The 21,724-nt window shown below is 74.7% G+C and carries 15 protein-coding genes; 9 read left to right on the top strand and 6 right to left on the bottom strand.

The genetic code is table 11. The features are described from left to right. Nucleotides 1-73: 73 nt before the first annotated feature. The 3 genes from galE to idi all read left to right on the top strand — a co-directional run bounded on the left by galE (nt 74) and on the right by idi (nt 2,921). Complete coding sequence (gene galE, locus AB0E98_RS12320) at nt 74-1,060, top strand: UDP-glucose 4-epimerase GalE (protein ID WP_361701570.1); 987 nt, start codon at nt 74-76, stop codon at nt 1,058-1,060. Nucleotides 1,061-1,213: 153 nt separating this feature from the next. After that, a complete protein-coding gene (locus AB0E98_RS12315; RefSeq protein ID WP_361701568.1) occupies nt 1,214-2,188 on the top strand; it encodes a cation diffusion facilitator family transporter in 975 nt (324 codons plus the stop codon). Between the two features lie 121 nt (nt 2,189-2,309). After that, entirely contained in the window at nt 2,310-2,921 is a 612-nt protein-coding gene (idi, locus tag AB0E98_RS12310; RefSeq protein ID WP_361701566.1) for an isopentenyl-diphosphate Delta-isomerase, read from the top strand. On the opposite strand, the gene AB0E98_RS12305 is transcribed toward idi, so the two are convergent. Then, nucleotides 2,896-3,402 (bottom strand): ATP-binding protein, encoded by a 507-nt coding sequence (locus AB0E98_RS12305; protein WP_361701564.1) that lies wholly within the window; start codon nt 3,400-3,402, stop codon nt 2,896-2,898. The genes idi and AB0E98_RS12305 overlap by 26 nt on opposite strands. A gap of 198 nt (nt 3,403-3,600) precedes the next feature. Between AB0E98_RS12305 and AB0E98_RS12300 the strand changes: the two genes are divergently transcribed. Beyond that, complete coding sequence (locus AB0E98_RS12300; protein ID WP_361701563.1) at nt 3,601-4,353, top strand: enoyl-CoA hydratase/isomerase family protein; 753 nt, start codon at nt 3,601-3,603, stop codon at nt 4,351-4,353. 111 nt (nt 4,354-4,464) lie between these two features. Here AB0E98_RS12300 and AB0E98_RS12295 read toward each other — a convergent pair whose 3' ends face one another. Beyond that, the gene (locus AB0E98_RS12295; protein ID WP_361701561.1) at nt 4,465-5,088 is read right to left on the bottom strand and encodes a DJ-1/PfpI family protein; all 624 of its coding nucleotides are present in this window, start codon (nt 5,086-5,088) and stop codon (nt 4,465-4,467) included. Nucleotides 5,089-5,142: 54 nt separating this feature from the next. Further along, entirely contained in the window at nt 5,143-6,123 is a 981-nt protein-coding gene (locus AB0E98_RS12290) for a GlxA family transcriptional regulator (protein ID WP_361701560.1), read from the bottom strand. Between the two features lie 154 nt (nt 6,124-6,277). Between AB0E98_RS12290 and AB0E98_RS12285 the strand changes: the two genes are divergently transcribed. From AB0E98_RS12285 to AB0E98_RS12275, 3 genes are all read left to right on the top strand, one after another. Then, entirely contained in the window at nt 6,278-7,147 is an 870-nt protein-coding gene (locus AB0E98_RS12285) for a hypothetical protein (protein ID WP_361701558.1), read from the top strand. Between the two features lie 89 nt (nt 7,148-7,236). After that, nucleotides 7,237-9,630 (top strand): Tex family protein, encoded by a 2,394-nt coding sequence (locus AB0E98_RS12280; protein ID WP_361701556.1) that lies wholly within the window; start codon nt 7,237-7,239, stop codon nt 9,628-9,630. Nucleotides 9,631-10,153: 523 nt separating this feature from the next. Then, nucleotides 10,154-11,752, top strand: coding sequence for an AMP-binding protein (locus AB0E98_RS12275; protein WP_361701554.1), 1,599 nt, complete (start codon nt 10,154-10,156; stop codon nt 11,750-11,752). Here AB0E98_RS12275 and AB0E98_RS12270 read toward each other — a convergent pair. The 3 genes from AB0E98_RS12270 to AB0E98_RS12260 are packed head-to-tail and all read right to left on the bottom strand — an operon-like array spanning nt 11,713 to nt 15,061. Further along, complete coding sequence (locus AB0E98_RS12270) at nt 11,713-13,065, bottom strand: hypothetical protein (RefSeq protein WP_361701552.1); 1,353 nt, start codon at nt 13,063-13,065, stop codon at nt 11,713-11,715. The two genes, AB0E98_RS12275 and AB0E98_RS12270, sit on opposite strands and share 40 nt — an antisense overlap. A 57-nt stretch (nt 13,066-13,122) precedes the next feature. Further along, nucleotides 13,123-14,076, bottom strand: a complete 954-nt coding sequence (locus AB0E98_RS12265; RefSeq protein WP_361701551.1) for a dihydrodipicolinate synthase family protein — start codon at nt 14,074-14,076, stop codon at nt 13,123-13,125. Nucleotides 14,077-14,095: 19 nt separating this feature from the next. After that, nucleotides 14,096-15,061 carry an FAD-dependent oxidoreductase gene (locus tag AB0E98_RS12260; protein WP_361701549.1) on the bottom strand — a complete coding sequence of 322 codons (966 nt, stop codon included), beginning with the start codon at nt 15,059-15,061 and terminating at the stop codon, nt 14,096-14,098. 335 nt (nt 15,062-15,396) lie between these two features. Between AB0E98_RS12260 and AB0E98_RS12255 the strand changes: the two genes are divergently transcribed. Together AB0E98_RS12255 and AB0E98_RS12250 are read left to right on the top strand one after the other, a co-directional pair. Next, nucleotides 15,397-17,034, top strand: coding sequence for an ABC-F family ATP-binding cassette domain-containing protein (locus AB0E98_RS12255; protein ID WP_361701548.1), 1,638 nt, complete (start codon nt 15,397-15,399; stop codon nt 17,032-17,034). Between the two features lie 334 nt (nt 17,035-17,368). After that, a complete protein-coding gene (locus AB0E98_RS12250; protein ID WP_361701547.1) occupies nt 17,369-21,565 on the top strand; it encodes a Pls/PosA family non-ribosomal peptide synthetase in 4,197 nt (1,398 codons plus the stop codon). Nucleotides 21,566-21,724: the final 159 nt, after the last annotated feature.

Raw genomic sequence — 21,724 nt, 5'->3', positions numbered from 1 at the left:
GTCCGGGATGTCCGGGCGGTTCCCACGGACGGACGAAACGTTTCCCGTCGGATGGCTGGAATAGGGTGCCGTCATGACGTGGCTGATCACAGGTGGAGCTGGGTACATCGGGGCGCATGTCGCGCGGGCGATGACGGAGGCCGGGGAGCGGGTGGCCGTCCTGGACGATCTGTCCTCGGGCGTGGCCGGCCGGCTGCCGGAGTCGGTCCAGCTGGTGCGGGGCTCGGTGCTGGACCGTGAGCTGCTCGACCGGACGCTCACCGGCCTCGGCGTGACGGGGGTGGTGCACCTGGCGGCGAAGAAGCAGGTCGGGGAGTCGGTCGAGAAGCCCCTGCTGTACTACCGGGAGAACGTCCACGGGCTGACCGTGCTGCTGGAGGCCGTGGTCGCGGCCGGGGTCCGCAGCTTCGTCTTCTCGTCCTCGGCGGCCGTCTACGGCATGCCCGACGTGGACCTGGTCACCGAGCGCACGCCCTGCCTGCCGATCAACCCGTACGGCGAGACCAAGCTCGCCGGCGAGTGGCTCGTCCGGGCGACGGGCGCCGCGCACGGCATCGCCACGGCGTGCCTGCGCTACTTCAACGTGGCGGGCGCGGCCCGGCCGGAGCTGGCCGACACCGGCGTCTTCAACATCATCCCGATGATGTTCGACCGCGTCACCCGGGGCGAGCGCCCGCTGATCTTCGGCGAGGACTACGCCACCCCGGACGGCACCTGCGTCCGTGACTACATCCACATCGAGGACCTGGCGACCGCGCACCTGGCCGCCGCCCGCCGGCTCGCCGAGCGACCGGGCGCGGGCGACCTGACGCTGAACGTCGGCACCGGGCTCGGGGTGTCCGTCCGGGAGATGGCCGACCTGATCGGTGAAATCACCGGGCGCCCGGAGCTGACGCCCGAGACGGCCCCGCGCCGTCCGGGTGATCCGGCGCGTGTCGTGGCCTCCAACGAGCTGATCGCGAAGGAGCTGGGCTGGAGCGCCCGCCACGGCCTTCGCGACATGGTCGCCTCGGCCTGGGAGGGATGGTGCCTCCACCACCCCGGGGCACGCCGCCCCTGATCCCCGTACAAGGGATTCGTCGCAGGCCAGGGCGGGCTCCCGGAGGTGTCGAAGAGGCGTTGCCGTCCGATACCCCCCGCCCGTAGTTGACTGGGCCCGGCCGGCGGGTGCCCGCCGGCCGGGCGGCGACGACGGCCTCGGAAGGCGGCGGGCATGGGAGCGGGTCACCACCACGGCCACTCGCACGGGGGACCCCCGCCCGGTGCGACCGGCACGGCCGCGGCCGCCCACAAGGGGCGGCTGCGGATCGCGCTGGGCATCACCCTGACCGTCCTGCTGGTCTACGCCGCGGGCAGCGCGCTGACGGGTTCGCTCGCGCTGTTCGCCGAGGCGGGCCACATGGCCACGGACGCGATCGGGGTCTTCATGGCCCTGGTGGCGATTCGTTTCGCCGCCCGCCCGGCCACCGGCAGACGCACCTTCGGCTACGCCCGGGCCGAGATCCTCGCCGCCCTGCTGAACTGTGTGCTGATGCTCGGCGTCGGCGGCTACGTCCTCGTCGAGGCCGTCGAGCGGCTGGCGGAGCCGGCGCCGGTCCCGGGCACGCGGACGGTCGTCTTCGGCCTGGCCGGCGTGGTCGCCAACGGCATCTCGCTGGCCCTGCTGACGCGGGGCAGCAAGGAGAGCCTGAATGTGCGGGGCGCGTTCCTGGAGGTCCTCTCGGACGCCCTGGGCTCCCTGGCCGTGGTGGTCTCCGCGCTGGTGATCATGGTGACGGGCTGGACCCGGGCCGACCCTGTCGCCTCCCTGCTGATCGGGCTGATGATCGTGCCGCGCACGGTGAAGCTGCTGCGCGAGGCGCTGGACGTGCTGCTGGAAGCGGCGCCGAGGAACGTCGACATCGGCGAGGTGCGGGCGCACATCCTGGCCCTGCCCGGGGTGCGGGGCCTCCACGATCTCCATGTGTGGACGATCACATCGGGGATGCCGGTGCTGTCGGCGCATGTGGTGGTGGACCCCGGCGCGCTGGACCCGGCGGGGCAGGAGAAGATGTTGCACGACCTTCAGGACTGCCTCGGCGAGCACTTCGCCGTGGAGCACTGCACCTTCCAGCTGGAGCCCGGCGGGCGCGCCGAGCACGAGGCCGGTCTCTGCCCACTGAGACCTGCCGCCGAGACCTGCCGCTGAGCCACGGCCGGCCGAGGGCCGGTCCGATCAGTCACCGATCGGATCGATGACTCATCCGCCGTGGCCGTGGGCATTCCGTACGGCAGACTTGAAGGTGGAAGACCGACAATGAGGATGGTCAATGCCGATCACATCTGCCAAGGGCCGCTCCGCCGACTCGGACCGGGTTCCCGCGGCCGCCGACACCACCGAACCGATCATGCTGGAGCTGGTCGACGAGGACGGCAGAACCATCGGCACCGCCGAGAAGCTCTCCGCCCACATCGCCCCCGGCCGGTTGCACCGGGCCTTCTCGGTCTTTCTCTTCGACGACGCCGGCCGGCTGCTGCTCCAGCGCCGGGCGCTGGAGAAGTACCACTCCCCCGGCGTGTGGTCGAACACCTGCTGCGGCCACCCCTACCCGGCCGAGCCGCCCTTCGTCGCCGCCGCCCGCCGCACCGGTGAGGAGCTGGGCCTGGCGCCCGCGCTGATGCGCGAGGCCGGGACCGTGCGCTACAACCACCCGGACCCGGCCTCGGGCCTGGTCGAGCAGGAGTACAACCACCTGTTCGTGGGCACGGTCACGGCCCTGCCGGACCCGGACCCGTCCGAGATCGCGGAGACCGCGTTCGTCACCCCCGCCGAGCTGGACGCGCTGCGCGAGAAGTACCCCTTCTCCGCGTGGTTCATGACCGTGCTGGACGCCGCCCGCCCGGCGATCCGCGAGGTCACCGGGGACGCCGCAGGCTGGTAGGCCGGGGGCGCAGCGGCAGGGCGGCCCAGACCACCTTGCCGCCGCCGGCGGTGTGCTCGATGTCGTAGGCGCCACCGGCCTCCTCCACCGTCGCCTGCACCAGCAGCAGGCCCCGGCCGCCGGTGCGCGGCTCGTCCTCGGGGCACGCCTCCATGGGCGCGGGGCGGTACGGGTGGTTGTCCTCGACGGCCACCCGGACCCACTCCGGGCCCAGGGAGACCTCCACGGCCACCTCCGGGGAGAGCAGCGCCGCGTGCCGCACGGCGTTGGTGACCAGTTCGGAGACGATGAGCAGCAACCCGTACAGCTGGTCCTCGCGCAGCGGCACCGCACGGCGCCGGATCAGCTCGCGGACCGCGCTGCGGGCCGCGGGAACGGTCCGGTCGAGCGCGGGAGCGGTCCAGCGCCAGCTCCCGTCGTACTCGGCGGGCTTGCGGGGCGCGGCCGCCCGTCCCGGCCCGGGTGGGCGTCCCCCGCGCATCTCCATCTCCGCATCCCACCCCTCGCCGTGGCCCGACCACCTGTGCCGAGTGTTGGGAACCTTGGCGTCCGCTCCGGTGAGCTGACCAGAAGTCATTGGCTATCGACGGATTCCGGCGGGGTTCGACCGATCACGCACACGGCTGTCGCCCGGCAGACTGTTTGATCATGACTTCCTGGTCCCGGTTAACATCCGGCCATGGAACCCGCACTGCGTCTCGGCATCGATGGAGCCGTCGCCACCGTCCGGATCGTCAACCCCGCCAAGCGGAACGCCATGACCACCGGGATGTGGCGGGAGCTGCCCGCGCTCCTCGCGCGCTGCGCCGCCGACCCGGCGGTCCGGGTGCTGGTGCTGACCGGCGAGGGCGACACCTTCTGCGCGGGCGCGGACATCGCCACGCTGGCCGCCGACGGCGGCGTGGGATCCCGGGACCTGGCGGTGGCGGCGGAGGAGGCGCTGGCCGCCTTCCCCAAGCCGACGATCGCGGCCGTGCGCGGCCACTGCGTGGGCGGCGGCTGCCAGCTCGCGGTCGCCTGCGATCTGCGGTTCGCCGTGGAGGGGGCGTCCTTCGGGGTCACCCCGGCCCGGCTGGGCATCGTCTACCCGGCGTCCACCACCCGGCGGCTGGTGGAGCTGGTCGGCCCGGCGACCGCCAAGTACCTGCTGTTCTCGGCCGAGCTGATCGACACCGAACGGGCCCTGCGCACCGGGCTGGTGGACGAGGTGTGGCCGGCGGACGCGCTGGACGAGCGCGTCGCCGCGTTCGCGGCGACACTGGCGGCGCGCTCGCAACTGACGCAGGCGGCGGCCAAGGAGTTCACGGCGGGCCCGGCCGGGCCGGACCGCGTGGCCCACTGGGCGGCGCGGGAACACGGCAGCGGCGACACCGCGGAGGGTGTCGCCGCGTTCTTGGAACGGCGGGTGCCGCGCTTCGAGTGGTCCGTCTAGACCCCCGTCCGGGACGGTCCGGTCACCGCGGGCCGGTGGGGGCTGGTCGCGCCCACGCGGCGGTAGCCGCAAACCGGCACTGCCCCGCGCCCCTTACGGGCCGCGTCCGGTTCACGCCCGCGCCGCGCGCCGCTCCGCGACGAGGTCGGCGGGGGCCTTTTCCGGGGAGCCCGCGTCGTACGGCGGCTGGGGGTCGTACTCGATCATCAGCTGGACGGCCTGGGCCGTCCGGTCGCCCGAGATCCGGCCGAGGAGGGTGAGGCCCATGTCGATGCCCGAGGACACCCCGGCGGCCGTGACGTACTTGCCGTCGGTGACGACCCGTTCCCCCGTCGGCTCGGCGCCCAGGGAGCGCAGCTGCTCCAGGTGCAGCCAGTGCGAGGTGGCCCGGCGGCCCGTCAGCAGTCCGGCGGAGGCCAGGATCAGCGATCCGGTGCACACCGACGTCGTCCAGGTGGTGTGGCGGTCCACCGCCGTCAGCCAATCGCGCACGGGGCCCGGCTCCAGCGGCAGGAACCGGTCCGGCCCGCCGGGGACGACGACGATGTCGGGGCGGGGCACGTCCGCGAGGGAGCGCTCGGCGACGAGCGTGAGGTTGCCGCTCTCGTTGGCCACCGGGCCGGGCCGCTCGGCCACGAAGACGGTCTCGGCACCGGGGACGCGGCTGAGGGTGTCGTAGGGGCCCACCGCGTCAAGAGCGGTGAAACCGGGATAAAGCAGGATGGCGATCTGCATGGCGAAGCCTTCTCTCGTACTCGGTCAGGGTCGATCGAGATGTGACAGGAAAGGTCAGCCCGCGAGGGGCTGAACAGGGGTCATGGGCCGGAAGCGGCGCCGGTATTCGGCCGGACCCGCGCCCAGGGACCGGACGAAGGCCCGCCGCATCGCCTCGGGCGTGCCGTAGCCGCAGGCGCGGGAGACCTCCTCCACGCCCTGCCCGGTGTCCTCCAGCAGCCGGCGGGCGGCCTCCAGGCGCACCAGGTCGACGTAGCGCCCCGGTGTCATCCCCACCTCGTCCCGGAAGGCCCGGGCGAAGTGCCGGGGCGACAGGCCCGCCCGGTCCGCGAGCGCGTCCACCGACAGGTCGGCGCGGAGGTGCTCGACGATCCAGTGCTGGAGGTCGCGCAGCGTGGGCCGTCCGGCGGTCTGGGCGGCGAGCGGCACGCTGAACTGCCGCTGGTTGCCGGGGCGCCGGAGGAAGACGACCAGGTGGCGGGCGATGGTGAGGGCCACGTTCCGGCCGTGGTCCTCCTCGACGACGGCGAGGGCGAGGTCGATGCCCGCCGTCACCCCGGCCGACGTGGCGATGCCGCCGTCCCGCACGAAGATGGGCTCGGGGTCCAGCCGTACCTCCGGGAAGCGCTCGGCGAACCGGTCGCAGTACGCCCAGTGGGTGGTGGCGCGGCGGCCGTCGAGCAGCCCGGCGGCTCCGACCAGGAACGCGCCCGTGCAGACGGAGAGCAGCCGCCCGGCCCGGGGGCCGTTGTCCCGCAGCCAGGCCACGATCCGGGGATCCGGGTCGAGGGCGCCCTCCCCGCCCGGGACGACGAGGAGATCCGGCACGGCGCAGTCGCCGAGCGCCGCGTCGGGGGCCAGCCGCAGCCCGCTGGTGCTGCGGACCGGCCGGCCGTCGACCGTCGCGGTGCGCACCTCGTAGGCGCCCTCGCCGCCATGGGCGTGCCGCACCCCGGCGAACACCTCGTGGGGGCCGGTGACATCGAGGGGCTGGATCCCCTCGAAGAGGACGATCAGCACCGTGCGGGTTCTCATGGCAACCATGCTGGCGGCCCGTCCGGCATGGCGGCAATGACGGGTTCCCCACCTTTACTGCCACCGGGCGCGGACGACGCGGCGCGACAGCTGTGACGTTCACCTGTGACGTTCACCCTTTCCGCCGTACCAACCAGTACGTACGGTACGGGACATGACTTCTCTCCCCGCCGGCGCCGCACGGCGCTGCCAGTCCTTCCTCAACCCCTACCACTCGGCCCAGTACTTCTCCCCGGAGATCCAGCAGGAGGTGGGCGCCCTCGGTATCGGCAGCGGCACCGAGAGCTTCGGCGCCGTCTATCTGGCGGGGCGCGCCGCCGCCTTCGGCCGGGTCGGGCCCGGCGCGGTGACGGCCTCGTTCTTCAGCTTCAGCCATGAGCTGATCTCCCGGCACATCCCCGCCGTCTGGGACATCGCCTCCCCCGAGGACGTCCTGGCCGCGCGGCTGCGCGCCGCCGACGCCCAGCTGCGGCGGCTGCTCGGCGAGGAGACCGTGGCCTCCCCCGAGATGGCCGAGGCCGCCGAGCTCGCGCTGCGGGCCACCGAGGCCTGCGACCGGTCCATGCGCACGCTGTACGCGGCCCACGCCGACCAGCCCGTGCCGGACGCCCCGCACCTGGCGCTGTGGCACGCCACCACGCTGCTGCGCGAATACCGCGGCGACGGCCACCTGCTGGTCCTCGTCCGGGCCGGGATCGACCCGGTCGAGGCGATCCTGACCCACTCCGCCACCGGCAAGGGCATGTCCCACAAGTGGCTGCTGCGCACGCGCGGCTGGAGCGAGGAGGACCTGGCCGCCGGCCGGGAGCGGCTGCTGGAGCGCGGGCTGCTGAACGCCGACGGCACCCTGTCGAAGGCGGGCGTCGCGCTGCGCGAGGAGCTGGAGGAGGAGACGGACCACCTGGACCGCGCCCCCTACGAGCACCTGGGCGCCGCCGGGGTCGCGCGGCTGACCGAGCTGACGCAGGGGTACACCACGACCCTGGTGCAGGGCGGCGCCTTCCCGTCCGACCTGCGGGGGTAGCCGACGCGCGGGCGCTGTCACCGGTACCTGCCACAATGCAGATCGCGGCTCAGCGCGGCGGAACCGCCGCGGAACAGGGAAAGCGGAGCGTGATCGTGACGACGTCGACGTCGATCGAAGGCAGGATCGCCGAGGAGCTCGGCGTGCGGGAGCGGCAGGTACGGGCCGCCGTCGAATTGCTCGACGGCGGGTCCACCGTGCCGTTCGTCGCGCGCTACCGCAAGGAGGCGACCGGGGCGCTCGACGACGCGCAGCTGCGCACCCTGGAGGAGCGGCTGCGGTATCTGCGGGAGCTGGAGGACCGCCGGGCGGCGGTCCTCGAGTCCGTGCGGTCCCAGGGCAAGCTGGACGAGGCGCTGGAGGCCCGGATCCGCGAGGCCGACTCCAAGGCCCGCCTTGAGGACATCTATCTGCCCTTCAAGCCCAAGCGGCGCACCAAGGCGCAGATCGCCCGCGAGGCCGGGCTGGAGCCGCTGGCGGAGGGCCTGCTGCGCGACCCCGGTGCCGAGCCGTCGGCGGCGGCGGCCGCGTTCGTCGACGCGGACAAGGGCGTCGCGGACGCGGCCGCCGCGCTCGAGGGCGCCCGCGCGATCCTCACCGAGCGGTTCGGCGAGGACGCCGACCTGATCGGCGAGCTGCGCGAGCGCATGTGGTCGCGCGGGCGGGTGGCCGCGAAGGTGCGCGAGGGGAAGGAGGAGGCGGGCGCGAAGTTCGCCGACTACTTCGACTTCGCCGAGCCCTTCACCGAGCTCCCCTCGCACCGGGTGCTGGCGATGCTGCGCGGCGAGAAGGAGGAGGTCCTCGACCTCGCCCTGGAGCCGCAGGCTCCGGAGGAGACCACCGAGGGCCCCAGCGCCTACGAGCAGATGATCGCCCGGCGCTTCGGGATCGCCGACCGGGGCAGGCCCGCGGACAAGTGGCTGGGCGACACCGTGCGCTGGGCCTGGCGCACCCGGGTCCAGACGCACCTCGGCATCGACCTGCGGACGCGGCTGCGCCAGGCCGCCGAGGACGAGGCCGTCCGGGTCTTCGCGGCGAACCTGCGCGACCTGCTGCTCGCCGCCCCGGCCGGCACCCGCGCCACGATGGGCCTGGACCCGGGCTTCCGTACGGGCGTGAAGGTCGCCGTCGTGGACGCGACCGGCAAGGTCGCCGCCACCGAGACGATCTATCCGCACGTCCCGCAGAACAAGTGGGACGCCTCGCTGGCCACCCTGGCCCGGCTCGCCCGTGAGCACGGCGTGGAGCTCGTCGCGATCGGCAACGGCACGGCCTCCCGCGAGACCGACAAGCTGGCGGCCGATCTGATCACCCGTCACCCGGAGCTGAAGCTGACGAAGGTGATGGTCTCCGAGGCCGGCGCCTCGGTCTACTCCGCGTCCGCCTTCGCCTCGCAGGAGCTGCCGGAGCTCGACGTCTCCCTGCGCGGCGCGGTCTCCATCGCCCGCCGGCTCCAGGACCCGCTCGCCGAGCTGGTGAAGATCGACCCGAAGTCGATCGGCGTCGGCCAGTACCAGCACGACCTGTCCGAGGTGAAGCTGTCCCGCTCGCTGGACGCGGTCGTCGAGGACTGCGTCAACGGCGTCGGCGTCGACGTCAACACCGCCTCCACGCCGCTGCTCTCCCGGGTCTCCGGCATCAGCTCCGGCCTCGCCGAGAACATCGTCGCCCACCGCGACGCGAACGGCCCCTTCCGCTCCCGCAGGGCGCTCAAGGACGTGGCCCGCCTGGGCCCCAAGGCATACGAGCAGTGCGCCGGCTTCCTCCGCATCCGCGGCGGCGACGACCCGCTGGACGCCTCCAGCGTCCACCCCGAGGCGTACCCCGTGGTGCGGTCCATGGTGAAGACCACGGGCGGCGACGTCGCCGCGCTCATCGGCAACACGGCGACGCTGCGCTCGATGCGTCCCGAGGACTATGTGAGCGACTCCTTCGGTCTGCCCACGGTGACGGACATCCTCCGCGAGCTGGAGAAGCCGGGCCGCGACCCGCGACCCGCCTTCAAGACGGCCACGTTCAAGGAGGGCGTCGAGAAGATCGGCGACCTGGCGCCGGGGATGCTGCTGGAGGGCGTCGTCACCAACGTCGCGGCCTTCGGCGCGTTCGTGGACGTGGGCGTCCACCAGGACGGCCTGGTGCATGTGTCGGCGATGTCGAAGACGTTCGTGAAGGACCCGCGCGACGTGGTCAAGCCCGGCGACATCGTGCGCGTGAAGGTGATGGACGTCGACATCCCGCGCAAGCGGATCTCGCTGACGCTCCGTATCGACGACGAGGCGACGCCGGCCGCCCGCGGTGGCGGTGCGCCCCGCGAGCGCGGCGAGCGTGCGGAGCGCGGCGAGCGGGGAGGCGCTCCGCGCCGGGGCAACACCCCGCGCCCGCGCCGGGCGGAGGGCGGCGGCCGTCAGGCCGCCGCCCCGGCCGACAGTGCGATGGCGGACGCGCTGCGGCGTGCGGGACTGCTGGGGCCGCAGGGCCGTTAGCCCCGCCGCGTGGGTGGGTGCGGCCCGGTGGTCGGGGTTGTGCCCACCCTCCCCCGGCTACCGCTGGGAGGTGCCCCCATCGCCCAGCGGGACGATCGCCCACAACCCGGGGTCATACGGTCAGGCGCAGCCAGGCCGCCGCGAGTGCGGCAGGACCGGCCGGCGTGGGGTGCACGCCGTCCGCGGCCCAGTGCTCCGGCCCGGCCGGACGGTCACCCGGCGGGACCTCTCGAACGGTGCCGGACCCCACCGGCATCGGACCGGCAGCCCCCGATACGCCGCCGGCACCGGCCCGACAGCCCCCCGGTACGCCGTCGCCGACACCACGACTCCGCCGCCCGACCTCTCGTGCCCGGGCCGATTCCTGCACCCGACCGGATGAATGCGCGGCGTTCCCGGTGAGAGCCGCCGTGCCACCGGCCATCGATCACACGGGACGACGCGCGTCCGCGCCGTCGCCCCGCGATGTCCCGTCCTCCACCGACCAGGGGCGGTTACCGGAACCGGAAGAGGAGGCGGGCCCATGGACGGGTCGGACGGAGTGGCAGGGCGCAGCTACGCCGCTTGGCTGGTGGACGAGGTCTTCCCCGGGTACGGGAGCCGGGAGGCCGTGGTGCACGGCGCCCGCCGGATCACCTACACCGAGCTGGCGGAGACGGTCCGCCGGCTGGCCGCCGGATTCCGGTCGGTGGGCCTCGGTCCGGGCACCACCGTGGCCCTCGCCAGCGGCAACCGCCCCGAGGCGGTGTGCGTGCCCTTCGCCGCGCATCTGGTGGGGGCGCGGTTCCTGCCGATGCCGATGGACCGGGGCCCGGCCGAGTACGCGAGCATTGCGGAGAACGCCCCCGCCGACGCCCTGATCATGGACGACCGGATTCCGGAGGCGGGCGCGCAGGCCGTCACGAGCGCGTTCTCCGGGGCCCGTCTGTGGTCGCTGGGCCCCGGGGGGCCGGCGCCGGACATCCTGGACGTGGCCCGGCGGGCCGATGCCGCCCCCGGCCAGGGCTGGGCGGACGCCGCGCAGGTCGAGACCGTCCTGTGCTCCGGCGGCACCACGGGCCTCACCAAGTGCATCCTCCACCGGCACCGGATGTACCGGACGATCCTGGCGCACCCGTTCCTGCCGGAGCCGGTACAGCTGCTGGTGACGAGCCAGATCGCCCACGTCGGCGGCCTGTACGCGCTGACCAGCCTGGCCCAGGGCAGCACCCTCACCCTCCTGGACCGCTTCACTCCGGAGGCCGTGATCGAGGCGCTGACGAACGAGCCGATCACCGCCATGATGCTGATGCCCCCGATGCTGTACCGGCTGCTCGACCACCCGGCACTGGCCGGCGTCGACTGTTCCCGGCTGCGCCGCGTCATGTACGGGGCCAGCCCGATCACCCCGGACCGGCTCCGGCAGGCCCTCGACCGGTTCGGTCCGGTGCTGTGGCAGCTGTACGCGCAGACGGAGGCGTTCGGTCTCACAGCGCTGAGCTCCGCCGATCACGTCGTGGACGGCGGGAGACTGCTGCGCTCGGTCGGCCGGTCCTTCCCCGACATGGAGACGGGTGTCCGCGACGACCAGGGCCGGCCCCTGCCGCCGGGGGAGGTCGGGGAGATCTGCGCGCGCGGGCCGCGCGTCATGGAGGGCTATCTCAACCAGCCGGAGGCCACCGCCGCCGCGTTCCACCCGGACGGCTGGCTGCGCACCGGCGACCTCGGCCACCAGGACGAGGAGGGCTACGTCTTCCTCATGGACCGGCGCAATGACGTGATCATCACGGGGGAGGGCGGGTCCACCATCTACTCGCCGCTGGTGGAGAACGCGCTGACCACCCATCCCGCGGTCCGGGCCGCCGCGGTGATCCCGGTGCCGCACCCGTTCTACGGGCAGGCCGTGCACGCCGTCGTCGTCACCGCTCCCGGGGCGCGGGTCGAGCTCGACGAGCTGCGCAAGTGTGTGCTGGCCGAGCTGGAGCGGCCCGTCTATCTGCCCGCGAGCTTCGAGTTCGTCGACGCGCTGCCGCTGACCCCCATCGGCAAGGTCGACAAGACCGCCCTGCGCGCGCCCCACTGGGCCGGGCACCAGGGGCTGCTTCACGGGGACACGACGGCACGGGCGGAGTCCGCCGGCTGATCGCCGGTGGGCTGATCTCCGACGGGCCGGGTGAAGGCGACGGTGGCCAGGGTCTCGGTGCTGGTGCTGTAGCCGATGACGTCACCGCCGGTGGCGCGCTGCGCGCGGATGGCGTTGCCCCCGTATCCGTCGGGGGTGACGAACAGGCCCCAGACCGGCGTCCAGTCCTCGGTCACCCCCGTCCCCGGGTCCACGACCGGCTCCGGCCGGGGCACGACCCGCCGTTGTACGACGAACCCGCCGCCCGCGGAGGAGCGCAGCACGTCGCGCCACTCCCGTTCCGGGCAGGCCCAGCCCGCTACGACGCCCGAGCCCGCGAAGCCGCGGCAGGGCTTGAGGATCGTCCGTTCGCGTTCCTCGACGCACCGGTCGACCAGTGGCGCGGTCAGCAGTCTGGTCCACGGCAGGATCCGTTCCGTCGCCCGCCGCTCCCGCTCGGAGAGCACGGCGTCGCACCGGGGGTCCGACAGCAGCGCCAGGGCGCCCTTGTTGGTGAACAGGGCGCTGTCCAGGCCGGTCCACAGGACCGCGGTCCCCTTCTCATGGGCGCGCGTGATCGCGTCGAGGGCGTCCTCGTGCCCGATCGTGTCGTCGACGGTGAAGAAGCGCAGCGCCACGTCGACGCGGGCCGTGCCGACGAACAGCTTCCCGGCGTCGCCCCGCACGTCGCCCAGCTCGCCGAGGACCACCTCCAGCCCCTGGCCCTCCAGCACCGCGACGGTGGGGGCGACGGGCCGCCGGTACCGGGGCAGCGCCCCCGGCGCGAACACCAGTGCCACCACGGGGGACGGGCGTGGCGCGACGGCCCGCAGCGTTTCGGCCACGCGTTCGGCGGTCCGCACATGGCGCAGCGCGTACCGCTCGGCGAACGCGGCGAAGGCGGGCACGGCTTCGAGGGAGCGGGGCAGTTCGCCCAGTTCGAAGCCGCCCACTCCCCCGGCGATGTTGAACTCCAGCAGGGCGAAGCCGTGCTCGTCGCGGTAGAGGTCCGCCCGGCCGAAGCGGTCCGCGGGCCGTCCGGCGCGTACGTGGCGCCGTAGCGGCGGGCCCAGGCGGGGTTCGCCGCCCAGGGCCGCCCAGTACCGCTCGATGTCGCCGTCGAAGAGCCGGTCGGGCAGGGTGACGAGGACGTCGAAGAGGGTCAGCAGGTCCTCCGCCGCCGACCGCAGCCCGGGCTCGTCGGCGAACAGCGGCCGGGCCAGCAGCCGGGCGTCGCGCAGCGCGGCCGGCAGCTCGGCCTCGGCCACAGCCGCGCTCAGCCCGCTCCCGTCGGCACGGCACAGTTCCACGTAGCGCGCGGTCACCTCGTCCATGAGCGGCTCTCTCCCACCGGTCGGCGTTCACCGTTCGTCTTCGGCAGGAAGCCCGCGCTACGTGAGCAGCCCACCCTCCGTCAGCCGTCGGCGGACCTCGGCCACGGCCTGTTCGGACAGTGGCCGCTGGGGCGCGGCCGTCGCCGCGCAGTCGATGACGCCGAGCGCGCGCAGGGCGGCCTTGAAGCCGCCGAGCGCGGCGGCACCGCCGCTCATCGTGGTGGTGTCCCCCGCGTCGACGAGGGCGAACAGCGCCGCGAGCCGGTCCTGCTCGGCCGCCGCCTCCCGCCAGCGCCCGGCCCGCGCGTGGCCGTACAGCCGTACGTACCCGGCCGGGTCGACGTTGCCCAGCCCGGGGACGACGCCGTGCGCGCCCGCCAGCAGGGCCGCGTCCACGGTGAGTTCGGAGCCGGTGAGCACGGCGAAGGCGTGGTCGAGGCCACGTTCGCGCAGCGCGACCAGCAGCCGGCGGAAGGCGCCCAGGTCGCCGCTGCTGTCCTTGAGGCCGGCGAGGGTGCCGTCCTCGGCGAGCCGGAGGAGGACGGGGGCGGTGAGCTTGCTGTGGACGGTCTGGGGGATGTCGTAGGCGATCAGCGGGAGGCCCACGGCGGCCCGGATCCGGCGGAAGTGGCCGGCGGTCTCGGCGGGGTGGGTCCCGGCGTAGAAGGGCGCGGTGGCCACCAGCGCGTCGGCGCCGTGGGCGGCGGCGGCCAGGGCCCGGTCGACGACGCGGGCGGTGGTCATGTCGATGACCCCGGCCAGCACGGGCACCCGTCCGGCCACCGCCTCGACGGTGACCCGCAGCACCTCGTCGCGCTGGGCGTCGCTCAGGAAGGCCGCCTCGCCGCTGGTGCCGAGGGCGAACACCGCGTGGACCCCGGCGTCCAGCAGGTGTTCGACGAGCGAGACGAGGGAGCGGATGTCCACCTCGCCGCCGGGGGTGAGGGGGGTGCAGAGCGGAGGGACGACGCCGGTCAGGGGTGTGGGCAGGTGCGTCACGCGGTACAGCATTCCGTCCGGGCCCGCGCTGTCAAGACGGCGTGGCCGCCTCCACCAGGTCCGCCGCTTCCAGGGCGCATCCCCAGGAGACGGTGATGCCCGCGCCGCCGTGGCCGTAGTTGTGGACCAGCCGGCCGCCGCCCGGCAGGGGCTCGGCCTCCAGGCGGACGCGCGGGCGGGCCGGGCGCAGGCCCACGCGGTGGCCGAGGACGCGGGCGCGGGCCAGGCGGGGGAAGACGCGGGAGCAGCGGCTGATGATCGCCTGGGCGGTGCAGGGCGAGGGGGCCCGGTCCCAGATGTGTTCCTGGGCGGTGCCGCCGAGGACGGCGCCGTAGGGCTGGGGGAAGACGTAGAGGGTGTCGGTCGCGGAGCCGTCGGCGGTGGTGAACCACTCGTCGATGCCGGGGTTCTCGACCACGACGAGCTGGCCGCGTACCGGGTGCACCGAGGGGTCGGGGACGAGGTCGCGGGCGCCCAGGCCGGTGCAGTTGACCACGGCGGGCGCCGAGCGGGCGGCCTGCGCGAGCGAGGCGACGGGGCGGACGGCGACGGTGCCGCCCGCCGCGCGGAGCCGCCGGGTCAGATAGGTGAGGTGGGTGGCCATGTCCAGCAACGGCAGGCGGACGCGTACGCCGCGGTCGTAGCCGCGCGGCAGTTCGCCCGCGCCCGCGGCCCGCAGCCCCGGCACCTCGGCCGCCCACGCCCCCAGCTCCGCCGGGGCCTGGCCGGCGTGGGTCCCCTCGGCCAGGCGCACGCCGGTGCGTTCCGGCCCGTCGGCCAGGCCGGTCATGACCGCGAGCGAGGCGAGCGCCCAGTCGCCAGCCCGGTCGCGCGGCTCGATCCGGTACGGCCACCACAGGCCCCCGGCCACCGCCGAGGTGGTCTCCGCGGACGGCGAGCGGGTCCACACCTCGACGCGCCTGCCGCGCTCCGCCAGGACGACCGCGCTGGTCAGGCCGATGACCCCGGCACCGACCACGATCACATCGCTTGCCATGCGCCGACGGTACCGGTGAATTCCCCGCCGCCGGGCTCGAAGTGGCACACCCGGGGGAATGGACAGGGCGGCCGGGCAGGCCCGTCCGGAGGTGACCGAGGCGTGCCGGGTGCGGGTGACGGGCTACCGGCCGGGGCCGCTGGGGCGGGTGCGGGCGCGCGAACTGTTCGACGGGCGGGTCGGGCCGGGCGGGCACCGGGTGGGGCGCCGGTGCCGTGGGGCACGTATGCGGTGGCACGGTGCGGTGCCGAGGTGCTGGTGGTACGGGTGTTGCCCGAAGGGGCTCCGCCGCACCGGACGGGCTGATTGTCCGACCGGATACAGTCGGTGCTCTTATGAGTGCCACCCTCGTCGCCAAGGATCTCGTCGCCGGACACGGCGACCGCACCCTCTTCTCCGGGCTCGACCTCGTCGTCGCCCCCGGGGACGTCATCGGGCTCGTCGGGGCCAACGGGGCGGGGAAGTCCACCCTGCTGCGGATGCTCGCGGGCCTCGCCACGCCCGAGCGGGGCACGCTGCGGCTCAGCCCGCCCACCGCCACCGTCGGCCATCTGCCGCAGGAGCCCGAGCGCCGCGCGGGCGAGTCCGTCCGCGCGTTCCTCGCCCGCCGCACCGGGGTCGCCGCCGCGCAGACCGCTCTCGACGCCGCCACCCAGGCCCTCGTCGACGGCGCGCCCGGGGCGGACGACGCCTACTCCGTCGCGCTGGAGCGCTGGCTGGACCTGGGCGGTGCCGATCTCGACGAGCGGGCCGACGAGGTCGCCGCCTCGCTCGGCCTCGGCGTCGGCCTGGACCGGCCCATGACCGGCCTCTCCGGCGGTCAGGCCGCCCGCGCCGGCCTCGCCTCCCTGCTGCTCAGCCGCTACGACGTCTTCCTGCTGGACGAGCCCACCAACGACCTCGACCTGGACGGCCTGGACCGGCTGGAGTCGTTCGTCACGGGGCTGCGTGCCGGCACGGTCCTGGTCAGCCACGACCGGGAGTTCCTGACCCGCACGGTGAACAAGGTCCTGGAGCTCGACCTCGCCCAGCAGCAGGTGAACCTCTACGGCGGTGGCTACGCCGCCTATCTGGAGGAGCGCGAGACCGCCCGCCGGCACGCCCGCGAGGCCTACGACGAGTACGCCGACACCAGGGCGGCCCTGGAGTCCCGGGCGCGCACCCAGCGGGGCTGGATGGAGAAGGGCGTCAAGAACGCCCGTCGCAAGGCCACCGACAACGACAAGATCGGCCGCAAGTTCCGTTCCGAGGCGACGGAGAAGCAGGCCGCCAAGGCGCGCCAGACCGAGCGGCTCATCGAGCGGCTCGACGTCGTCGACGAGCCCCGCAAGGAGTGGGAGCTGCGGATGGAGATCGCCGCCGCGCCCCGCTCGGGCGCGGTCGTGGCGACCCTGCGCGGCGCGGTCGCCCGGCGCGGGTCGTTCGCCCTCGGCCCGGTGGACCTCCAGATCGACTGGGCCGACCGGGTCGCCATCACGGGCGCCAACGGCTCCGGCAAGTCCACGCTGCTCGCCGCCCTGCTCGGCCGGCTGCCCCTGGACGAGGGCGGCGCCGCGCTGGGCCCGGGAGTGGTCGTGGGCGAGGTGGACCAGGCCCGGGCGCTGTTCTTCGGCGAGGAGACGCTGCTGGCGGCGTTCGGCGCGGAGGTCCCGGAGCTCGCCCCGGAGGACGTCCGGACGCTGCTGGCGAAATTCGGTCTCAAGGCGGCGCACGTGCTGCGCCCGGCCGTGACGCTCTCCCCGGGCGAGCGCACCCGTGCGGCGCTGGCCCTGCTCCAGGCGCGCGGGGTGAACCTGCTCGTCCTCGACGAGCCCACCAACCACCTCGACCTGCCGGCCATCGAACAGCTGGAGTCGGCGCTGGCCTCGTACGACGGCACGCTGCTGCTGGTCACCCACGACCGCCGGATGCTGGACGCGGTCCACACCACGCGGCGGCTGGAGGTCGCGGACGGGCGCGTGAGCGAGCGCTGAGCGGACCCCGAGCGGTTCCTCGGCGCTCGCTGTGCGGAAGCTGTGCGGGGGCCGAGCGAACGGGTGAAGCCGCGTCCGAAAAGAATCCCAGGGGAAGGCCAACACTTCCCCAAGAGAAGGCCATGGCGTCAGCCTTGTTTGACCATTGAATCAGCGGTGATACCCCGGGTACGGCTGTGCTTTTGAAGTGTTGATGGGGTTACCCAGGGTGCGTTCGATTTACGGAACGTTGGGAACCGGCATACGAACCCCTCGTCGGCGGGCGTCGTCTGTGGTTGCGGACGTCGTCCGATGACGTCCGTGCCACCCACGTCGAATAGAGGCGTACCGACTGATGTCATCGACCCTCCCAGGACCCGCACCCGTACCCACGGGCTCCGCAGCGGGCAGGGCGCGCTACCGGAGCGCCCCACCGCACCCGGAGCGCACCCTGCTCGACGTGTTCGATTCCACCGCCGCCGCGCATCCCGACGCCCTCGCCCTGGACACCGGCAGCGAGACCCTGACCTACCGGGCGCTGACCGCCGAGGTCGCCTCCCGCGCCGACCGGCTGCGCCGGGCCGGCGCCGGGCCGGGCGACCGGATCGGCGTCCGGGTGCCCTCGGGCACCGCCGAGCTGTACCTGACGATCCTCGCCGTCCTCCGCTGCGGCGCCGCCTACGTGCCCGTCGACGCCGACGACCCCGACGAGCGGGCCACCACCGTCTTCCGCGAGGCCGGGGTCTGCCTGGTCATCACCGCGGACACGCTGATGCCGGGCCCCGCCCCCGCCACCGGCGCGGGCCGTCCGACGCTGCCCGACGACGACGCCTGGATCATCTTCACCTCCGGCTCCACGGGCGCCCCCAAGGGCGTCGCCGTCAGCCACCGCAGCGCCGCCGCCTTCGCCGACGCCGAGGCCGGTCTCTTCCTCAAGGACTGCCCGCTCGGCCCCGGCGACCGCGTCCTGGCCGGGCTGTCCGTGGCCTTCGACGCCTCCTGCGAGGAGATGTGGCTGGCCTGGCGGCACGGCGCCTGCCTGGTGCCCGCCCCCCGCTCCCTCGTCCGCGCCGGCCACGAGCTCGGCCCCTGGCTCGTCGAGCGCGGCATCACCGTCGTCTCCACCGTGCCCACGCTCGCCGCGCTGTGGCCGCCGGAGTCCCTGGACCGGGTGCGGCTGCTGATCGTCGGCGGCGAGGCCTGCCCCGCCGAGCTCGTCGACCGCTTCGCCGTGCCCGGCCGCGAGATGTGGAACACCTACGGGCCCACCGAGACCACCGTCGTCGCCTGCGCGGCCCGGATGCACCCCGGCGACCCCGTGCGCATCGGGCTGCCCCTGGACGGCTGGGAGCTGGCCGTCGTCGACCCGGCGGGCGAGCCCGTGCCCTGGGGCGCCGAGGGCGAGCTGGTCGTCGCCGGCGTCGGCGTCGCCCGCTACCTCGACCCCGTCAAGGACGCCGACCGCTACCGCCCCTCGGCCGCCCTGGAGACCGCCCGCGCCTACCGCACCGGCGACCTCGTCCGCGCCGACCCCGAGGGCCTGGTCTTCGCCGGTCGCGCCGACGACCAGATCAAGATCGGCGGGCGCCGGCTGGAGCTCGGCGAGATCGACGCCGCGCTCAGCGCCCTGCCCGGCGTGCTGGGCGCCGCCGCGGCCGTCCGCACCACCCCGGCCGGCGGCCGGCTGCTCGCCGGATATGTGGTGCCCGGCCCCGAGTACGACCGCGAGCTCGCGAGAAAGCTGCTGGCGGAACGGCTGCCGGCCGCGCTGGTGCCCGTCCTCGGCGAGGTCGCCGAGCTGCCCACCCGCACCTCCGGGAAGGTCGACCGCGACGCCCTGCTCTGGCCGCTGCCCACCACCGGCGACGACGGGACCGAGGGCGGGCCGCTGACCGGTACCGCCGCCCGGCTCGCCGACGTCTGGGAAGAGCTGCTCGGCACCCGGCCCTCCGCCGGCTCCGACTTCGTCTCCCTGGGCGGCACCAGCCTGGCCGCCGCCAAGATGGCCTCCGCGCTGCGCGAGCACTACCCCGGCGTCTCCGTCGCCGCCCTCTACCGCCATCCCGTGCTCCGCGACATGGCCGGCCACCTCGACACCCTCGCCCCGCAGGAAGCCGTCCAACGCGAGGTCCGGCCCGTGCGCCGCCGCATGGGCGCGGCCCAGATCGTGGTGCAGACCGCCCTGTTCGGCGTCGCCGGGCTGCGCGGGCTCGTGGGCCTGGCCGCCGCCGACAACGTCCTGGGCCTGCTGGCCCCCGAGGCCTGGGCCCCCCACACCTCCTGGTGGCTGGTGCTGGCCGGCTGGCTGATCCTCTTCAGCTCCCCCTCCCGCTTCCTGCTGGGCGCGACCGCCGCACGCCTGCTCACCGGCGGCATCGCGCCGGGCGCCTACCCGCGCGGCGGCCGGGTCCACCTGCGGCTGTGGGCCGCCGAACGCACCGTCGCCTCCTTCGGCGTCCCCGCCCTGCTGGGCACCCCCTGGGCCGTCTGGTACGCCCGCGCCCTGGGCTGCGCGACGGGCCGGAACGTCTCCCTCCACGCCATGCCGCCGGTCACGGGCCTCGCCGAGTTCGGCGACGGCTGCGGCGTCGAGCCGGAGGCCGACCTCGCGGGCTGGTGGCTCGACGGCGAGACGCTGCGCATCGGCGCGGTCTCCATCGGCGCCGGCGCCCGCGTCGGCCACCGCACCATGCTGATGCCGGGCGCCTCCCTGGGCCCGAACGCCACCCTTGAGGGCGGCGGCTGCCTGGACGGCCACATCCCGGCCGGCCAGACGTGGGAGGGCTCCCCGGCCCGCCCGGTGGCAGGGTCGCCTGCGGGGTCGCCTGCGGCTGGGCTCACGGATGCGGGAGCGCCCCAGGGCGCTCCGCTCCGGGCCGGGGCTCCGGGCGCCGAGGCGTTCCACGCCGAGTACTCCTACGACGGGCTGCCCGCCGCCGGGCCCGCGCACTCCGGGGCGCCGTCCCTGGACGTGTCCTACGCGGGGGCGGGTCACGGCGGCCGGACGTTCCCGGGCGGGAGCCCGGACGCCGGCGTCTCCCACGCCGGACCCCACCCCGCGCGGAGCGCCCACGTTCCCGGGGCGCGCCGCCCCGGCGAGGCCGAGCACGGCCGGCGGCACACCCCGCGACACCGCCGCTCGCGGCGCTGGCCCCTCGCCTACGGGCTGTCCCTCGCCGGGCTGCCGCTGCTGCCGCTGCTGGCCGCGCTGCCCGCGCTCATCGGCACGTACTACCTGATCAAGGGCTGCGCCACCCTCACGTCCGCCGGACTGTGGCTGCTGGCCGCCGCCCCCGCGTTCACCTTCGTCACCACCATCTGCTGGATGCTGCTCATCGCCCTGGTCGTCCGGATCCTCGGCCGTGGCATCACCCCAGGCAACCACCCCGCCGACGGCGGCGTCGCCTGGCGGGTCTGGCTGGTCACCCGGCTCCTCGACGGCGCCCGCGCCGGCCTCTTCCCGCTCTACGCGAGCCTGGCCACCCCCGGCTGGCTGCGCCTGCTGGGCGCGCGGATCGGCCGGCGGGCCGAGATCTCCACGGTCCTGCCGCTGCCCTCGCTCCTCACCGTCGACGACGGCGCGTTCCTCGCGGACGACACCCTGGTCGCCCCGTTCGAGCTCCACGCGGGCCGGATGCGGCTGGGCCGCGTCCGTATCGGGCGCCGGGCCTTCGTCGGCAACTCCGGCATCGTCGGCCCCGGCCGCGAGGTCCCCGACCACGCGCTGATCGGTGTGCTGTCCGACGCCCCCGCGCACAGCGAGCCCGGCAGCTCCTGGCTGGGCCGCCCGGCCATGCCGCTGCCGCGCGTCGCCTCCGCCGGCGACTCCGGGCGCACCTTCGAGCCGCCCCGACGCCTCGTCATGGCCCGCGCGGCCGTCGAACTGTGCCGGGTGCTGCCACTGATGTGCGGCCTCGCGCTCGCCGAGGCCGTGATGCTGATCGAGCAGGACGCCCTGGACGCCCGCGGCATCGGCTTCGCCGCGCTCATCGCCGCTCCCCTGCTGCTGGCCGCCGGCATCGTGGCCGCGCTCACCGCGACCGCCGCCAAGTGGCTGCTCATGGGCCGCTTCAAGGCCGGGGAGCACCCCCTGTGGAGCTCCTTCGTGTGGCGCAACGAGCTCTACGACACCTTCGTGGAGTCCCTCGCCGTGCCGTGGCTGGCGGGTCCGTTCACCGGCACGCCGGTCCTCAACTGGTGGCTGCGCAGCCTCGGCGTCCGCATCGGGCGTGGCGTCTGGTGCGACACCCACTGGCTGCCGGAGACCGATCTCATCTCCCTCGGCGACGGCGCCACCGTCAACCGCGGCTGTGTGCTCCAGACGCACCTGTTCCACGACCGGATCATGCGCATGGACGGCGTCGATCTGGGCGCGGGCGCCTCGCTCGGCCCGCACGGCATCGTGCTGCCGGGCAGCACGGTCGGCGAGCACGCCGCCATCGGCCCGTCCTCCCTCGTCATGCGGGGCGAGACGGTGCCCGCCGGAACCCACTGGGCGGGCAACCCCATCGCCGGGGCGGAGCCCCGGCCCGCGCCCGAGCTGGTGGCATGAGCCTCCGGGACCGCTTCTCGTGCAGCCGCCGCGGCCTCCTCACGGCCGCGGGGGGGGGGCGCCCCGGGGGCGCCCCCCCCCCCCCCCGCGGGGGCCCCCCCCGCCCCCCCGCCGACTCGGGCCTGTGCACGCCGCCCCCCTCCCCAGGCCCCCCCCCCC

The organism is Streptomyces sp. NPDC037389, assembly GCF_040636475.1.
GTDB classification, from domain to species: domain Bacteria; phylum Actinomycetota; class Actinomycetes; order Streptomycetales; family Streptomycetaceae; genus Streptomyces; species Streptomyces hesseae.
The sequence above is the reverse complement of the archived record's forward strand: the minus strand, read 5'-3'. Positions and strand labels throughout refer to the sequence as shown.

What these genes read in the sequence shown, in the direction of transcription:
- galE (WP_361701570.1), top strand. Translation starts at nt 74, where the DNA reads ATGACGTGGCTGATCACAGGTGGAGCTGGGTACATCGGGGCGCATGTC.
- AB0E98_RS12315 (WP_361701568.1), top strand. Translation starts at nt 1,214, where the DNA reads ATGGGAGCGGGTCACCACCACGGCCACTCGCACGGGGGACCCCCGCCC.
- idi (WP_361701566.1), top strand. Translation starts at nt 2,310, where the DNA reads ATGCCGATCACATCTGCCAAGGGCCGCTCCGCCGACTCGGACCGGGTT.
- AB0E98_RS12305 (WP_361701564.1), bottom strand. Translation starts at nt 3,402, where the DNA reads ATGCGCGGGGGACGCCCACCCGGGCCGGGACGGGCGGCCGCGCCCCGC.
- AB0E98_RS12300 (WP_361701563.1), top strand. Translation starts at nt 3,601, where the DNA reads ATGGAACCCGCACTGCGTCTCGGCATCGATGGAGCCGTCGCCACCGTC.
- AB0E98_RS12295 (WP_361701561.1), bottom strand. Translation starts at nt 5,088, where the DNA reads ATGCAGATCGCCATCCTGCTTTATCCCGGTTTCACCGCTCTTGACGCG.
- AB0E98_RS12290 (WP_361701560.1), bottom strand. Translation starts at nt 6,123, where the DNA reads ATGAGAACCCGCACGGTGCTGATCGTCCTCTTCGAGGGGATCCAGCCC.
- AB0E98_RS12285 (WP_361701558.1), top strand. Translation starts at nt 6,278, where the DNA reads ATGACTTCTCTCCCCGCCGGCGCCGCACGGCGCTGCCAGTCCTTCCTC.
- AB0E98_RS12275 (WP_361701554.1), top strand. Translation starts at nt 10,154, where the DNA reads ATGGACGGGTCGGACGGAGTGGCAGGGCGCAGCTACGCCGCTTGGCTG.
- AB0E98_RS12270 (WP_361701552.1), bottom strand. Translation starts at nt 13,065, where the DNA reads ATGGACGAGGTGACCGCGCGCTACGTGGAACTGTGCCGTGCCGACGGG.
- AB0E98_RS12265 (WP_361701551.1), bottom strand. Translation starts at nt 14,076, where the DNA reads ATGCTGTACCGCGTGACGCACCTGCCCACACCCCTGACCGGCGTCGTC.
- AB0E98_RS12260 (WP_361701549.1), bottom strand. Translation starts at nt 15,061, where the DNA reads ATGGCAAGCGATGTGATCGTGGTCGGTGCCGGGGTCATCGGCCTGACC.
- AB0E98_RS12255 (WP_361701548.1), top strand. Translation starts at nt 15,397, where the DNA reads ATGAGTGCCACCCTCGTCGCCAAGGATCTCGTCGCCGGACACGGCGAC.
- AB0E98_RS12250 (WP_361701547.1), top strand. Translation starts at nt 17,369, where the DNA reads ATGTCATCGACCCTCCCAGGACCCGCACCCGTACCCACGGGCTCCGCA.